15 protein-coding genes are annotated in these 15,225 nt (G+C 64.7%); 8 read left to right on the forward strand and 7 right to left on the reverse strand.

The features are described 5' to 3' along the window. A partial coding sequence (locus ACTIGC_RS10330) for a YceI family protein (RefSeq protein WP_439634322.1) occupies positions 1 to 531 on the forward strand: 531 nt, incomplete at its 5' end. 259 nt (positions 532 to 790) lie between these two features. Here the strand turns inward: ACTIGC_RS10330 and ACTIGC_RS10335 are convergent. Continuing rightward, positions 791 to 1,357, reverse strand: coding sequence for a DciA family protein (locus ACTIGC_RS10335; protein WP_439634323.1), 567 nt, complete (start codon positions 1,355 to 1,357; stop codon positions 791 to 793). 61 nt (positions 1,358 to 1,418) lie between these two features. On the opposite strand from ACTIGC_RS10335, the gene ACTIGC_RS10340 reads away from it, so the two are divergent. Beyond that, a complete protein-coding gene (locus tag ACTIGC_RS10340; protein WP_439634401.1) occupies positions 1,419 to 2,471 on the forward strand; it encodes an A/G-specific adenine glycosylase in 1,053 nt (350 codons plus the stop codon). Between the two features lie 134 nt (positions 2,472 to 2,605). Here ACTIGC_RS10340 and ACTIGC_RS10345 read toward each other — a convergent pair whose 3' ends face one another. From ACTIGC_RS10345 to ACTIGC_RS10360, 4 genes are all read right to left on the reverse strand, one after another. Continuing rightward, positions 2,606 to 3,706: a site-specific DNA-methyltransferase gene (locus ACTIGC_RS10345; protein WP_439634324.1), complete on the reverse strand. Its 1,101-nt coding sequence runs from the start codon at positions 3,704 to 3,706 to the stop codon at positions 2,606 to 2,608. A 56-nt stretch (positions 3,707 to 3,762) separates the two neighbouring features. Further along, positions 3,763 to 4,383 carry a ribonuclease HII gene (locus tag ACTIGC_RS10350; protein WP_439634325.1) on the reverse strand — a complete coding sequence of 207 codons (621 nt, stop codon included), beginning with the start codon at positions 4,381 to 4,383 and terminating at the stop codon, positions 3,763 to 3,765. Further along, the gene (locus ACTIGC_RS10355) at positions 4,340 to 5,266 is read right to left on the reverse strand and encodes a hypothetical protein (RefSeq protein ID WP_439634326.1); all 927 of its coding nucleotides are present in this window, start codon (positions 5,264 to 5,266) and stop codon (positions 4,340 to 4,342) included. Before ACTIGC_RS10355 ends, ACTIGC_RS10350 begins: the two co-directional genes overlap by 44 nt. 73 nt (positions 5,267 to 5,339) lie before the next feature. Beyond that, positions 5,340 to 6,443: a PA0069 family radical SAM protein gene (locus ACTIGC_RS10360; protein ID WP_439634327.1), complete on the reverse strand. Its 1,104-nt coding sequence runs from the start codon at positions 6,441 to 6,443 to the stop codon at positions 5,340 to 5,342. A gap of 85 nt (positions 6,444 to 6,528) precedes the next feature. On the opposite strand from ACTIGC_RS10360, the gene ACTIGC_RS10365 reads away from it, so the two are divergent. After that, entirely contained in the window at positions 6,529 to 7,242 is a 714-nt protein-coding gene (locus ACTIGC_RS10365) for a TIGR04283 family arsenosugar biosynthesis glycosyltransferase (protein WP_439634328.1), read from the forward strand. Continuing rightward, positions 7,239 to 7,886: a TIGR04282 family arsenosugar biosynthesis glycosyltransferase gene (locus tag ACTIGC_RS10370; protein ID WP_439634329.1), complete on the forward strand. Its 648-nt coding sequence runs from the start codon at positions 7,239 to 7,241 to the stop codon at positions 7,884 to 7,886. The genes ACTIGC_RS10365 and ACTIGC_RS10370 overlap by 4 nt, the downstream gene beginning before the upstream one ends. On the opposite strand, the gene ACTIGC_RS10375 is transcribed toward ACTIGC_RS10370, so the two are convergent. Beyond that, positions 7,883 to 8,677, reverse strand: a complete 795-nt coding sequence (locus tag ACTIGC_RS10375; protein WP_439634330.1) for a uracil-DNA glycosylase family protein — start codon at positions 8,675 to 8,677, stop codon at positions 7,883 to 7,885. The two genes, ACTIGC_RS10370 and ACTIGC_RS10375, sit on opposite strands and share 4 nt — an antisense overlap. 183 nt (positions 8,678 to 8,860) lie before the next feature. Between ACTIGC_RS10375 and ACTIGC_RS10380 the strand changes: the two genes are divergently transcribed. The 4 genes from ACTIGC_RS10380 to ACTIGC_RS10395 are packed head-to-tail and all read left to right on the forward strand — an operon-like array spanning position 8,861 to position 14,151. Beyond that, positions 8,861 to 10,528, forward strand: coding sequence for an electron transfer flavoprotein-ubiquinone oxidoreductase (locus tag ACTIGC_RS10380; RefSeq protein WP_439634331.1), 1,668 nt, complete (start codon positions 8,861 to 8,863; stop codon positions 10,526 to 10,528). 28 nt (positions 10,529 to 10,556) lie between these two features. After that, the gene (locus ACTIGC_RS10385) at positions 10,557 to 12,230 is read left to right on the forward strand and encodes a tetratricopeptide repeat protein (protein ID WP_439634332.1); all 1,674 of its coding nucleotides are present in this window, start codon (positions 10,557 to 10,559) and stop codon (positions 12,228 to 12,230) included. Then, positions 12,227 to 13,123: a 4-(cytidine 5'-diphospho)-2-C-methyl-D-erythritol kinase gene (locus ACTIGC_RS10390; RefSeq protein WP_439634333.1), complete on the forward strand. Its 897-nt coding sequence runs from the start codon at positions 12,227 to 12,229 to the stop codon at positions 13,121 to 13,123. The genes ACTIGC_RS10385 and ACTIGC_RS10390 overlap by 4 nt, the downstream gene beginning before the upstream one ends. After that, entirely contained in the window at positions 13,123 to 14,151 is a 1,029-nt protein-coding gene (locus ACTIGC_RS10395) for a hypothetical protein (protein WP_439634334.1), read from the forward strand. Before ACTIGC_RS10390 ends, ACTIGC_RS10395 begins: the two co-directional genes overlap by 1 nt. Here the strand turns inward: ACTIGC_RS10395 and ACTIGC_RS10400 are convergent. Next, positions 14,145 to 15,161, reverse strand: a complete 1,017-nt coding sequence (locus ACTIGC_RS10400) for a polyprenyl synthetase family protein (RefSeq protein ID WP_439634335.1) — start codon at positions 15,159 to 15,161, stop codon at positions 14,145 to 14,147. The genes ACTIGC_RS10395 and ACTIGC_RS10400 overlap by 7 nt on opposite strands. Positions 15,162 to 15,225 lie beyond the last annotated feature (64 nt).

Here is a 15,225-nt window from a genome sequence, read left to right on the forward strand (position 1 = left end):
ATCGCCGCTTTTGCCTTTGCCCTGACCGGCACGTTTCCCCTTTCTGCGCAGGACTGGGTTATCGATACAGCTGCGTCTGAAGTCACCGCCGAAACCCGCGTGTTCGGCCAGGCCGTGACGGCCAATTTCGCCGAGTTCTCAGCCGAGATCACATTCGATTCGGAGGACCTTGAAAACGCGAGTATTTCCGCGCGCGTGACCAGCGAGACTGGCACTATTCCCAATCGTGAATATCAAAGCGCACTCGTCAGCCGTGACGGCCTCTACCCGGCGGAATATTCCGAAGCCATCTTCGTGTCCGATGAGATCGTGGCGACAGATGAGGGCTATGAGGCACGCGGCACCCTGACCATCAAGGGCGAAAGCCGCGATGCCGTCCTGCCCTTCACCGTCGAGATCAGCGATGGCCGCGCCGTGGCGCAAGGCACACTGGAAATCCTGCGGGCAGACTTCGGCGTCGGCGGCTCCAGCTGGGCCGAGGTCGCGCCGAACGTCACCGTGCGCCTGCACATCGAGGCAGATGCGGGGTAGGCATTTCAGTCCCCTGAACTCCCGGCCAAGCGCAGCGCAGAGCCGGGGCCTCGTGCAGAATAATCCGGCAACAGGCCCTGGATAGCCCTGCGGGCTTTAAGGGGTTTCATTCAGGGAAGTGGTGTCCTCCCCCGTTTACGGGGGAGGTGTCTGGCTTGCCAGACGGAGGGGGGAACTTGTTTCGATAATCCCCCCCTCGGTCCTTCGGACCACTCCCCCCGTGAACGGGGGGAGACACCGATGCTGGATTTCGGCAAAGCTACCCGCCCTCGCGCTCCCTTACCGCCGCCTCGAAATCAGCCAGCGCCGCGGCCAGCCGTTCTGCCGGATCGGCGGGCGGTTCGGGCAGAGGTTCGGCGCGTTTCACAACCCGGCTTGCCGCGCTGCGTACCGGCCCGGCAGGGGCGCCGAGCGCGCCTTGCACGATGCGCAGGCGCTTCGGCGCCCGGCCTGCATATTGCGCCACGCGTTCCAGAATGACGCCCGATTGCGCCTCGATCAGCGCGGCGGCAGGCCCGCGCGCCCGCACGGTCAGCGTGCCTGATTGCAGCTTTTCAGGGCTGGTCCAGCGCGCCAGCGCCTCGCCCACAATCGCCTCCCAATGCTCCTCCAGCTCGGACGCACCCGGCCCGAAGGCGCGTGCCAGCGGGCGCAGAACGTTGGCCAGCGCCCGCCCTGCCTGCGGCGGAGGCTTGATGGCGGGTTTCCCCCGGTGATCGACGGCCCACAGATCAGCCTCCGCGCGCGAGACCGCATCGCTTTTGGAGCGTATGCGCCTGCGCTGCGTGATTGCCTTTTGGCGATCGTGTTTCCAGCTTTCATCCATGAGCACAGTGTCGGCACTTCGAGATGATGCGGCAAGCCCGGCGAGCGGTGACATCGCCGCCATGCGTAGCCGTCTGCTCGCCTGGTATGACCGCGAAGGGCGAATCCTGCCCTGGCGTATCCGCCCTGAGGACCGCGCGGCGGGGCGCGTGGCAGACCCCTATGCGGTCTGGCTGTCTGAGATCATGCTGCAGCAGACGACCGTGCCCCATGCCGCGCCCTATTATGCGAAATTCCTCTCCCTCTGGCCGAGCGTGCATGATCTTGCGAACGCCCCGCGCGAGGATGTGATGGCCGCGTGGGCAGGGCTTGGATATTACGCTCGCGCCCGCAATCTGCATGCCTGTGCGCAAGTTGTGTCACGTGAGCTGGCGGGCGTCTTCCCCAGCGATCTGGAAGGGCTTCGCGCGCTGCCGGGTATTGGTGAATACACCGCCCACGCCATCCGCGCCGCCGCCTTCAACCTTCCCGCCAGCGTGGTCGACGCGAATGTGGAGCGGGTGATTACGCGCATCTTCCGCATCGAGACCCCGCTACCCACAGCCAAGCCGCAAATCCGCAAAGCGGCGGCCGAGCTCGCCGATCCGGACCGGCCCGGAGACTACGCGCAGGCGATCATGGATCTGGGCGCTCTTGTCTGCACGCCGCGCGCTCCCTCTTGCGGCGTGTGTCCGTGGGAGAGCCATTGCGCCGCGCGCGCGGCTGGCGATCAGGAGCGTTATCCGGTGAAAGCCGCGAAGAAGGCAAAGCCTGTGCGCCATGGCCTCGCCTTTGTGGTCTTTCGCGGGGCAGGCGAGGTGCGCGAAGTGCTGGTGCGCACACGCCCTGACAAGGGGCTGCTGGGCGGGATGCTGGAAGTGCCGGGAACGGACTGGTTGGAGGATGCCGGCACGCTGCCTTCACCAGAGGAGGCTGCTCCACTGGCGCTGGAGTGGCGAGAAGCGGGCAGGATCACCCATGTCTTCACGCATTTTGAGCTGCGCCTGACTGTCTTTGCCGCGTCCTTCGATGCTGGAGGCAGCCTGCCCGATGGCGCGCGCTGGGTGGCGGTGCATCCGATCCGCGCGGCGGGGCTGCCTACAGCGATGAAGAAAGCCGTGCAGGCGGCGCTTTAGCTGGATCGCCCTCGTCCTTCGAGACGCCACTTTGTGGCTCCTCAGGATGAGGGCTTGGATCGGGCTTTTCCCTCATCCTGAGGGCGAACGTAGTGAGCGTCTCGAAGGACGAGGGAAAAGCAAACAGAGCCCCCCTAAGCCTCTTCCATCTCGGCGCGGATGCGGCTGCGAAGCACGTCGATGGGCATCAGCGTGCCATTACGGCGGATATGCCAGAACGTCCAGCCATTGCAGGAGGGCGCGCCCTGAACGGCGGCGCCGACCTGATGGATGGAGCCGGTCTCGCCGCCGCCTGTGACCGAGCCGTCGGCGCGCACGCGCGCGGTGCGCCGCCCCTGCGCGCAGAACAGCGTATCGCCTGGCTTGATGAGACCGGCTTCGACCACATTGCCGAACGGAATGCGGGGAAGAGAGCGCTTGGAGGCCGTCACCTGCAGCGCGCTGGCATCGCCGGGGCTGATCGCATCGATGCGCTGGCGGGCGAGGGTCACATAGTCCGCATCCGCCTCGATACCGATGAATTTGCGCCCCAGCTTGCGCGCCACCGCGCCCGTGGTGCCGGTGCCAAAGAACGGGTCGAGCACGATCTGGCCGGGATGGGTGGTGGAAAGCAGGACGCGGTGCAGCAGCGCCTCTGGCTTTTGCGTCGGGTGCGCCTTGCGGCCATCGCCCGCCTTCAGGCGCTCACCGCCAGAGCAGATCGGCAGCGTCCAGTCGGAGCGCATCTGCACGCCGTCATTGAGCGATTTCATCGCTGCGTAGTTGAACGTGACCTTGCTGGTCTTGTGCTTGGCCGCCCAGATCAGGGTCTCGTGCGCATTGGTAAAGCGCGTGCCCTTGAAATTCGGCATCGGGTTGGATTTGCGCCAGATCACGTCATTGAGCACCCAGAAGCCCATATCCTGCAGGAAGGTGCCGACGCGGAATATGTTGTGATAACTGCCGATCGTCCACAGCGCGCCATCCTCTTTCAGGACGCGCCGCGCCTCTTCCAGCCAGCCGCAGGTGAACAGGTCATACTCGTCAAACCCGCCAATCTGGTCCCAGTCATTATCGACCGCGTCCACCTTGGAATTGTCCGGGCGATGCAGCTCGCCGCCAAGCTGAAGGTTGTAGGGCGGATCGGCAAAGATCAGGTCCACGCTGTTGTCGGGCAGGGTCTGCATGATCTCCACGCAGTTCCCATGCAGAACCTGATTTATCGGCAAACTTGTTGACACCAGCGTCACCCTCATTCCAACCCGGTGCAGCAGGGTTGAAATGATACGCCTAACGAGGGGTTAAGCGCGAATCACCCGTGTGCACTTTTTTCTGCCGCCGCCGCAACAGGGCGGTACGAAAAACGGTGGATGGGCGTGGCCCCCAGCCCTTGCAGGGCATCGATATGGGCCTTTGCGCCATAGCCTTTATGGCCCTCCAGCGTGTATCCGGGCCAGCGCAGTGCCGCTTCTATCATCAGCGCGTCGCGCACGGTTTTGGCGATGATGGAGGCGGCGGAGATCACCGGCTCGCTGCCATCCCCGCCGATAATGGCTCTTGCCGGGCAGTCCAGATGCGGCAGCCGGTTGCCATCGACGAGCACGATGTCCGGCACCAGCGGAAGATTGCGGCAGGCGCGCGACATGGCCCGCATCGTGGCCTCCAGCACATTGATGCGGTCTATCTCCGCCGGTTCGGCGATGCCGACGCCCACTATTGCTTCAGCGCGGATCACGGCGGCCAGTGCCTCGCGGCGTCTGGCGGTTAGCTTTTTGGAGTCCGCCAGCGCTGAGAGGGCAGAGAAGTGCGCAGGCAGGATGACCGCTGCCGCGACGACCGGCCCGGCCAGCGGCCCGCGCCCGGCTTCGTCTATGCCTGCTACGTTGCCGTCAGGGCGACACGGGATTGGATGGTTGGTTGGGGCTGGCCGCATTCCTGTCTGACTGACTCTTCGGGGCCTTGAACGCAAGCTTGCCCCGCGTCTTCTGCAAGAAGAAAAGCAGAGCGCCCACGGGGATCGCCACGTTGAAAACATAATGGCCGGTGAAGGTTTGCTGGACCCAGCTAGCGCTAAAAACCGTGAAATCCAAAAAGCTGTAATGAACTCCAGTAGGGGTCCTGTGTATTCCGGGAGATAACAGGAACCAGCTGCCGGTCTCCGTGGAGAATGCAAACACGGGATAGCCGATCAGCACAACAAAGAGAGTCCAGAGAATACGCCGCTTCAGTCGCGGTGTGCGCCAGACAGAGATCAGGGCCAAAAGGCAGAAAATCGCAGTAAGGGGTGCGATGATCAGCGCGGCCCAGAAGCCGGTCGGCCAGTCGTCTATCCCGCCATATATTGGCTCCGGGACTGGAAATACCCGAAACTCTGCCAGACGCAGAGGTGCCTCGCCGTTTGCGAGCAACCCAATTCTCACAAATTCGCTTCGTGTTAGGCCAGACTGATCCGGTTCAAACTGCACTTGGTAGATGAGAGTTACTCTCCGGGTGGGTTCTTGGCCCAGCGTCTGGAATGTCGACCAGTTGTACTGAAGCAGGTGGCGCCGGCGTTCCGGCTCTGCTGGCAGGTACTCAAAAACCTGCGCCATCGCCTCTGCCGTAAACACGTGCTCTGCCTGCGGATGGGTTAAGGCTCGCACTGCGTCGTCGTCGCGGGCCAGCACAGCATCAACGGCACCATCTGCCAGACCGATAACTTCATCGTCGCCGATTGAGCGCACAAAACCGTTCATAACTTCGTTGCACGCGCTCACCGAAAAGGCCGCAAGGGCAATGGTGATCAGCCGTGCAAAACCTGAGCCTTCGAAACGCATAAAATCCCCCCGCACGTCCCCGCAATGCAACCTAGGTGCATTACTCAAGCTTCACCAGCACAATAAATGCCCCTCAAAACAGGCTCAGCTGATCACTCTCCTTTTCTGGTACGGTGAAGAGGTCGGTGCGCAGCGGCACTACTTTCCGGGACAGCCCGTTTGCCCGGCAGGCGCGTTCAAAGCGGGCGCGGATGAGGTCGGCCACCGGGCCTTCGCCGCGCATGCGGGCATGAAAGCGGCTGTCATAGGCCTTGCCGCCGCGCGTGCTCTCGATCAGCCCCATGATCTTCTTGGCGGAGAGGGGGCGCTCTACCGAGAGCCATTGTTTAAAGAGCGGCTCCACCTCCAGCGGCAAGCGAAGCAGTACATAGCTGGCATGGCTGGCTCCGGATTTTGCGCCAGCGCCGAGCAGGTTTTCCAGCTCGTGATCATTGAGGCCCGGTATCATGGGCGAAGTGAAAATGCTGACCGGCACGCCCGCTTCGCTCAATGCCGTGATGGCCGAGAGCCGCCGCGTGGGCGTCGAGGCGCGCGGCTCCATCGTCCTTGCCAGTTTTGCGTCCAGCGTCGTCACGGAGATCGCCACATGGGCGAGACCCATGCTCGCCAGTTCGGCCAGCAGATCGAGATCGCGCAAGACCCCTGCCGATTTGGTGATGATGCTGACCGGGTGGCGGAAACTGAGGCAGGTTTCAAGGATGGCACGGGTAATGCGCAAATCGCGCTCCACCGGCTGGTAGGGATCGGTATTGCTACCAAGCGCAATCGGGCGCGGGGTATAGCCGCGCTTTGAAAACGCCTTGCGTAAAAGCTCTGCCGCGCCGGGCTTGAAGAAGATCACGCTCTCAAAGTCCAATCCGGCCGAATACCCCCAATAGGCGTGGGTGGGCCGGGCAAAGCAGTAGATGCAGCCATGCTCGCAGCCCCGGTACGGGTTCACCGACTGGTCAAAGCTGATATCCGGGCTGTCATTGGTCGTGATGATCGAGCGCGCCGCATCGCGGATCAGCGTGGTCTTGATCTGGCGGGGCGGCGCCTCGCTGTGCCAGCCATCATCGACGGGCTCCGAAGTGGCACGCTCGAACCGCCCGGCGGCATTGGATTTCGCGCCCCTTCCGCTGGGCTGGAAGGGCTCGGGCAGGGCTTCAGACTGGCGGGCGGGGATAATCGCGTTCATGGCCGGACGCTGACTCGAAAATAAGAACAATTCAAGAACAAAATGAATTTGACGAGGCTCGCCGCCCGTGCACCTTATGGCGCGCATGAGCCATGTGATTGTTGTCATTCCTTCGCTGAACGCGGCCCCCTCTTTGCCGGACACATTCGCCAGCCTGGAGCCTGCGATTGCGTGCGGGCTGATCTCGCGCTGGGTGCTGGCCGATGGTGGGTCTGGTGATGCGACGGTGAAGCTCGCCCGCGCGCGCGGGTTTGACGTGGTCAAATCCCTGCCCGGGCGCGGCGTGCAGCTCGCCGCCGGGGCTGCCCGCGCGATGGAAAGTGCAGGCGAGGGCGGCTGGCTGCTCTTCCTGCATGCCGACACGCGGCTGGAGCCGGGCTGGGCGAAATCGGTAAAAGCCTTCATGGCGGCGCACGCGGGCGGGGATGTGGCGGGCTATTTTCAGTTTGCGCTGGATGATGACAGCGCGCCTGCGCGCCGTCTGGAGCGGTTTGTGGCTTGGCGCTGCGCCGCGTTCGGCCTGCCCTATGGCGATCAGGGATTGCTCATCCCGGCGCAGCTTTATGAGAGGCTTGGCGGCTACAAGCTGATGCGCCTGTTTGAGGATGTGGAGCTGGTGCGGCGTATCGGCAAAAGGCGGCTGAAACCTCTCCCTGCGCGCGCCATCACCAGCGCAGAGCGTTTCCGCTCCGAGGGGTATCTGCGCCGCTCTGCAGCCAATCTGGTATTGCTGGCGCGCTATTTTCTGGGCGCGGACCCGCAAAAGCTGGCGCGCGCTTATGGCAGGCGCAAGGCATGAGGCAAGCGCGTCTCATCGTCTTTGCCCGCGCGCCAGTGATTGGCGGGGCGAAGACGCGCCTTGCCGCCGGTATCGGCAAGGTGATGGCATGGCGCGCCTACCGGGCAATGACGGCGAAGACACTTCGGGCTGTGCGCGACCGCGCGCGCTGGCAGACCGTGCTGGCGGTCAGCCCGGACAGCGCCATCGCTCGCGCGTTTGGCAAGGTCTGGCCGGATGATCTGGCGCGCTGGCCGCAAGGCGGCGGTGATCTCGGCGCGCGTCAGGCGAGGGTGTTGGCCGGTGCTGGAGGATGGCTTTCCTCCCCCCCTCGCCCCCTGCGGGGGCACTCCCCCGGTGAACGGGGGGAGAAAAGGGGAAGGGCGCTTCCCATCGCCATCATCGGCACCGATGCGCCCGACATTACCCGCCGCGATGTGGCGCGCGGCTTTGCCCTGCTTAAACGCCACGACGCGGTGATCGGCCCGGCGGAAGATGGCGGCTACTGGCTGCTGGCGCTTAAAAGCCCACCACCGCCCGGCCTGTTTGACGGCATACGCTGGTCGAGCGTCCATACGCGCCGCGATCTGGAAGCGCGCCTTCGCGCTCACGGCCTTGCCCGCATCGCGCATTTGCGTGAACTGGCCGATGTGGACGAGGTTTAGGAGAGCTCTTCCAGCTTCTCCTGCAGGCTCAGCAGATCGGCCCAGGCTTTGGCCTTTTCCTGCGGACGGCGCAGCAAGAAGGCCGGGTGGAAGGTCGGCAGGGCCGGGGCGGAATGGCCCCCGGCGGTCACTTGCGACCAGCGCCCGCGCAGCGCCATGATGCCTTGCGGGTTTTTAAGCATGGCCTGCGTGGAGATGCCGCCGACGAGCAGGATAAGGCGCGGCTTGGCCAGCGCGATATGGCGCTCCACGAAGGGGCGGCAGATTTCTATCTCTTCGGTCGAGGGCTTGCGGTTTCCCGGCGGCCGCCAGAACACGACATTGGTGATGTAGGCGCTGGTATCATCCAGCCCGATGGCGGCCAGCATGCGGTCGAGAAGCTGGCCAGAGCGGCCAACGAAGGGCAGGCCCTCGCGGTCCTCGTCCTGTCCGGGGCCTTCACCGATCACCATCAGCGGCGCCTCTGCGTTGCCGCGCGCGAACACGGTATTGCGGGCGGTGCGTTTGAGCTCACACCCGTCAAAGCTCCCCACGGCGGCTTTCAGGGCCGCGATGTCAGTGGCGGCGCGCGCCATCGCCACCGCGTCCTGCGCAGGCTTTTCAGGCGCTGCAGGCGCAGATCTCACCGCAGGGGCTGCGGGGGCGGATTTGCGCTCCGGCGCGCTGGTGCGCAGCGCAGGGGGCGGGGCAGGGGGTATGTCCACCGCGATCCCGGCATCATCCCACCAGCCCACAAGGCTTTTCAGCGCGGACAGCGCATCGGCTTGGGAGGGTGGATGGTCAGGCGTCATGCGTCGGGGTCCGTTCTGTCGCTTGGGGATTATCCGCGCTCTGCGCTTTTTGCTGGTGCGGCAGGGCTGATGCCCTAGCTCATTTGCTAGGTGTAAGCTAAGACGGGACAGGGCCTCGCGCAAACGCTGGTGTCAAGCTGGCATATATATCCAGCGCGGGAAGAAGAACTGACGGGAGGCAACATGGCTGACGGCGAGATCCAGCGCGATGCAATGGAATATGATGTGGTGATTGCAGGTGGCGGACCGGCCGGTCTGGCTGCTGCGATCCGCATCCGGCAACTGGCCGAGGCCGAAGGCCGCGAGGTCTCCGTTGCCGTGATCGAGAAGGGCTCCGAGATTGGCGCCCATATTCTCTCCGGCGTGGTGTTTGATCCCAAGGCGCTCGACGAGCTGTTCCCGGACTGGCGCGACGATCCCAGCCAGCCCTTCGACACTGAAGTGACGAGCGACAAGTTCGTGGCGCTGGGCGAGTCCGGTTCGGCAACCTTCCCCGGCTTTGCCATGCCGGGCTTCATGCACAATCACGGCTGCTATATCGGCTCGCTGGGCAATCTGTGCCGCTGGCTGGCCGAAAAAGCTGAGGCCATGGGCGTGGAGATATATCCCGGCTTCCCGGCGGCCTCGCTGATCGAGGAAGACGGCGTCATCAAGGGTGTCATCACCGGCGATATGGGCGTGGCGCGCGATGGCAGTCACAAGGACATGTACCAGCCGGGCATGGAGCTGCGCGCGAAATACACGCTCTTTGCTGAAGGCGCGCGCGGCAATCTCTCCAAGCAGCTCATCAAGCGCTTCAATCTCGATGAGGGCCGCGAGCCGCAAAAATATGGCCTCGGCATGAAGGAACTCTGGCGGGTGAAACCGGAGAACCACAAGAAGGGCCTGGCCATGCACACCATGGGCTGGCCGCTTTCGAACGACACCGGCGGCGGCTCGTTCATGTACCATTTCGGCGATAATCTGGTCGCCATCGGTTTTGTGGTGCACCTCAATTACAAGAACCCGAACCTGTTCCCCTTCGGCGAATTCCAGCGCCTGAAAACCCACCCCGATATTGCACCCGTCCTTGAGGGGGCGGAGCGCCTGTCCTACGGCGCACGCGCGATCACCGAAGGCGGCTTCCAGTCGGTGCCGAAGCTCGCCTTCCCCGGCGGCGCGCTGATCGGCTGTTCGGCCGGCTTTGTGAACGTGCCGCGCATCAAGGGCAGCCACAACGCCATGAAAACCGGCATGCTGGCCGCTGAAGCCGCCTTTGCCGCGCTGGGCGAGAGCCGCCAGCATGATGTGCTCGACGCCTATGAAGCGGCCTATGACAAGTCCTGGGTGAAGGCGGAGCTGAAAAAGGTCCGTAACGTCAAGCCGCTCTGGACCAAATGGGGCACGCTCATCGGTATCGGTCTTGGCGGGATGGATATGTGGACGAACGAGCTGTTCGGCTTCTCCATCTTCGGTACGCTCGGCCATGGCGGGGCGGACTACGAGGCGACCAAACCGGCAGACCAGTGCAAGCCGATCCACTATCCCAAGCCGGACGGCGTGTTGACCTTCGACCGCCTCTCCTCGGTGTTCATCTCCAACACCAACCATGAGGAAGACCAGCCGATCCACCTCAAAGTGGCTGACATGGCGCTGCAGAAAGCCAGCGAGCACGATGTTTATGGCGGGCCGTCAGCGCGCTACTGCCCGGCAGCGGTCTATGAATGGGTCGATGAGGGCGGTGAACCCAAATTCGTGATCAATGCGCAGAACTGCGTCCACTGCAAAACCTGCGACATCAAGGATCCCAACCAGAATATCAACTGGACGACGCCAGAGGGAGCCGGTGGCCCGAACTACCCCAATATGTAGCCCGGACGCGCCGCCACGGCGCGCCATGATGGCCGGTCTGATGCGCGTGGCCCTGTGCCTGCCCGTGCTGGCGGTGTCGTGTGCGCTGCCGCACGGTTTGTTGCAGGACGAGGAGCCGAGCGCCTACGGGGCGTTCCTGGCTGCGCGCTATGCCGGTTCATCACGCGAAACGGCGGAGTCCTCGCGCTTCTATGCCGAGGCGCTGAGCCATGATCCGGGTTCCTCGCTGCTGTCGGAACGGGCCTTTTACTCGGCGCTGCTGGCTGGCCAGTTCGAGCGGGCAGACGGTCCGGCGCGTGTTGCCGGGGATCACCCGGACGGCCTGCAGCTGGCCCATATCTACCTGAAGGGCGGTGAGCTGGCGGGGCGCATACGCGGCCCGTCGGTCGAGCTTGAAGACCCGTTCGGCCCGTTTGGCGCGATGGTCTCCTCAATGCTGGATGACTGGCGGCTGGTACGTGCCGGCAGGGCAAATGAGGCTGCTGACCGGCCGGTCACGGCCTCTGCCGGGCTGACCGGGCATATCATGCTTCACCGGGGCATGATCCTGGAAGCGGCCGGACGGATGGAGGCCGCAGACGAAGCCTATCGCGCCGCCTACTCCGGTCTCGACATGGAAGGCTTCACCACCATTGTGCGGGGCGCGTTCTTCGAGCGGCAGGGGCGGCGCGACGAGGCGCGGCGTCTTTATCAGGTCCATCTGGAGCGGCGCACAGACCAGCGCGACCCCGAAGTGGCGCAGGCGCTGGCGCGGCTGGAAGCCGGGCGGCGGCCACCGGCACGCTTCACGCCGGCGCAGGGCGCTGCACGCTCCATGTTTGCGCCTGCTGCCATGCTGAACGCGTCGGCGCCGGCGGAATATTCCGCGCTCTATCTGCGTATCGTCCAGAGCATCGACCCGGACTTCGATCGTAACACCATGCTTCTGGCGACGATTCTGGACCGTCTCGGGCTGGAGGATGACGCCATTGCCGCCTTCGATTCGGTCGACAGTGCGCCCTTCGTGGAGCAGGCACGCGTCGATGCGGCGTGGACCCTGTTCCGGCGCGGCGACCAGACCGATGCGCTGGCGCGCGCCCGCTCGCTGGCCTCTGGCGAGATGGCCGAGCAGCCGCGCCTGCTGCTGGCCGACATCTACCGGCTGACCGGGCATTGTGATGATGCGGTGGCACTCTATGACGCGGTGCTGGCCGAGCGGTCCGCCGAAGGCCGGGGCATGGACTGGCGCCATATCTTCTACCGGGCGGTATGCCTGCAGATTGCCGGTGACTGGGCAGGGGCCGAAGAAGGCTTCCTGCAGGCGCTGGCGCTGGAGCCTGACGAGGCCCGCGTGCTCAACCATCTGGGCTATAACTGGATCGTGCTGGGCGAGCGGGTGAATGAAGGCTTTGCCCTGGTGGAACGCGCCGCAGAGCTGGCGCCCGATAACGGGGCCATTCTTGACAGTCTGGGCTGGGGACATTTCAAGCTCGGCCGGTACGAGCAGGCCGTGGAATGGCTGGAACGGGCGGTGGAGCTGTCGCCCGCCAATGCGACCATTCACTGGCATCTGGGCGACGCCTATGCGCGCTCGGGACGGGAGCTTGAAGCGGGTTTCCAGTGGCAGCGCGCGCTCGACCTCACCTCTGACCCACGCGAGGAAGCCTTGCTGGAGATGCGCCTGGTGCAAGGCCTTGAGGGCGCGCCTGAGGATATTGAATGAGCGCCCCCCAGGCGGGCAGACTCACCGCCTTTGCCCCTGCCAAGATCAATCTGACCTTGCGCGTGGCCCGGCCGCGCGCAGATGGTTATCACCCGCTGCAAAGCCTTGTCGTGTTTGCCGACTGGGGTGACACGCTGCACGCCAGCCCGGCTGATGATCTCACCTTGCAGCTGGATGGACCGTTTGCACCGGCGCTCGCGGATGACACCCACAATCTGGTGCTCAAGGCAGCTTGGGCCTTGCGCGCAGCCGCAGACCGGCCGCAGCTGGGCGCGCGGCTCGTGCTGGAGAAGCATCTGCCTGTCGCCTCCGGCATGGGCGGCGGGTCTGCCGATGCTGCGGCAGCCTTGCGCGTCCTCAATGATCTCTGGGAGCTGGGCTTTTCGACCCGCGCGCTGGCCGAGATCGGCAGCGTGGTTGGCGCGGACGTGCCGGCCTGTGTCTGGTCGCGCCCCGTGCTGATGGAGGGCATTGGCGAGGACATCAGGGTTCTGCCCGCATGGCCCGAGCTGAACGCGGTGATCGTCAATCCGGGCAAACCTGTATCGACCGCCGATGTTTTCCGGGCTCTCGATCAGAGCAAGGAGCGCAAGACATTCGGCGCGCTGACACGTGCGCCGGTGGCCGGAGACCCGGCGGCGGCGCTGGCACTCGCGGCGGCGGGCCACAATGATCTGGAGGCGCCTGCCATGGCGCTGGAGCCGGTAATTGGCGATGTGCTCGCCGAGCTGAACGCCTTCGACGCGGTGCGCCTGGCGCGCATGTCCGGCTCGGGCGCAAGCTGTTTTGCGCTGCTCGATGAGGCTGAAACGGCCTCGCAAGTGGCCCGGGCATTGTCGGAAAGTCACCCGGACTGGATTGTCCGCCCTGTGCGGCTGGCCGGAGCGGCCTGATGGGAATGATGCTCGCCATCTGCGCGCTGATCGCCTTCCTGATCAGTTGCGGTGTCTCGGCGCTGCTCTGGAAGGCCGGTGTGCTGGACATGCCAGATCACAGATCCCTGCACGAGACGCCCACGCCGCGCGGTGGCGGGATCGGCATACTGGCCGCGGCGGGCGCAGCCTTCCTGTGGCTTGCCTTCGTGCCGGTGCCGGGCGGGAGTGCGCTTGCCATTCTTGCACTGACAGTCCTGATGGGCGCGCTTGGCACGGCGGATGATCTTTTTGGCCTGTCCTCGCGCACGAAATTCGCCCTGATGGCCGCGTCCGTGCTTATTCTGGCGTGGTTCATCGGTGTGCCGGGCTATCTAGCCGTGACGGAGACGCTCTATCTTGCCCTACCCGTCTGGGGGGCGGTGGCCGGTGCGGGCTTGTTCATTTTCGTCACGGTCAATGCGGTAAACTTCATGGACGGGTCAGACGGCATGCTGGTCGCCGGTCTTCTGCCAGGCGGGGTGGGGCTGGTGCTGGCGGGGCTGGCCACCGGCCATCTGGACGCCAGCTTCGCCGGCGCCGCGCTGGCAGGCGGTCTGGCAGGCTTCCTGATACTCAACCGGCCACCTGCGAAGGTGTTTGCCGGGGATGGCGGATCGCTCAGCGCAGGCGCGCTCTATGCAGGCGGGGCACTGGCGATGGCCGGATCCGGCTTTTCCGGTGCGCTCTGGCTGGCACCGCTCTTCATCCTGCCGTTTCTGGCTGATGTGCTTTTGACGATGGCGCGCCGCGCCGCTGGCGGGCGGCTGGACATGCAGGCGCATCGCGAGCACCTCTACCAACGCCTCGTCGCAGCCGGCTGGAGCCATGGTCACGTGGCGATCATCTATGCGGGGGTTAGTGCCTTGTGCGTGCTGGCAGGCCTCCTGGCGCTGCAGGGGCCGCAAGGTGCGCCATTTATCGTCTTTGGCGTAACGACAGCTGGCCTGAGTGCGCTCTACCTGGTGGGCGGGCGTTATGCTGAAAGGCTTGCGGGTAGCGCTCAGTAGGCGCGGTCGACCACAAACTCGGCAAGCGCAGAGAGCGCAGCGGTCCATTCATTACGCGGGAAGATGCTCAAGGCGGACTGGGCGTTGGCCGCGTGGGCGCGCGCCTGTGCCAGCGTTTCGTCCAGCGCGCCATGGCGTTTCAGGATGGCGATGGCTTCGTCCAGATCGCTCTCATCTTGCGTCTTGCCGCCCAGCGTGCGGGTCCAGAAGGCGCGCTCCTCATCGCTGGCTTTTTCCAGCGCCAGGGTAACGGGAAGAGTGATCTTGCCCTCGCGGAAATCATCGCCGGTGTTTTTGCCCAGAAGGGCAGCCAGCCCGCCATAATCGAGCGCATCGTCGACAAGCTGGAAGGCAAGGCCCAGCTCGCGCCCATAGGTGTAGAGCGCGTCTTCCTCTGCCTTGGGGCGCCCGGCCAGAATGGGGGATACCTGCGCAGCGGCGGCAAAGAGCGCCGCCGTCTTGGCGTCGATGACATCCATATAGCTCTGACGGGAAACAGCGATGTCGCCCACAAGAGCCAGCTGGCGTACCTCGCCCTCCGCGATGATGGCGGCGGCGCGCGACAGCACGTGCAGCGCGTCCAGCGAGCCGGAATCCACCATCAGCATGAAGGCCTGCGCGAACAGGAAATCGCCCACCAGCACGCTCTGCGGATTGCCCCAGATATGGTTGGCGGACGCCTTGCCGCGCCGCAATTCGCTTTCGTCCACCACATCATCGTGCAGGAGGGTGGCGGTGTGGATCAGCTCCACAGCGCCCGCGAGCGCCAGATGACCTTCGCCCTCATAGCCCAGCATGCGCGCGCTGGCGATGGTGATGAGGGGGCGGATGCGCTTGCCGCCCGCCTTGACCAGCCAGGCGGCCAGTTCCGGGATCAGCGCGACAGGGCTTGCCATGCGTTCGTTCAGCAAGGCTTCCACGCGCGGCATGTCGTCGCCGGCCAGCGCCATCAGCGTGGACACCGGGTCGGCTACCGCCTGCGGCGTGTCTGAAAGGGGCAGTCCGTTCACGATGGGCTGTACTCTTGCTAAGCGCGGGTTCAAGCCGCCACAATAGAAATGCGCTAGCGTGTCA

The organism is Glycocaulis sp., assembly GCF_051859565.1.
GTDB lineage: Bacteria > Pseudomonadota > Alphaproteobacteria > Caulobacterales > Maricaulaceae > Glycocaulis.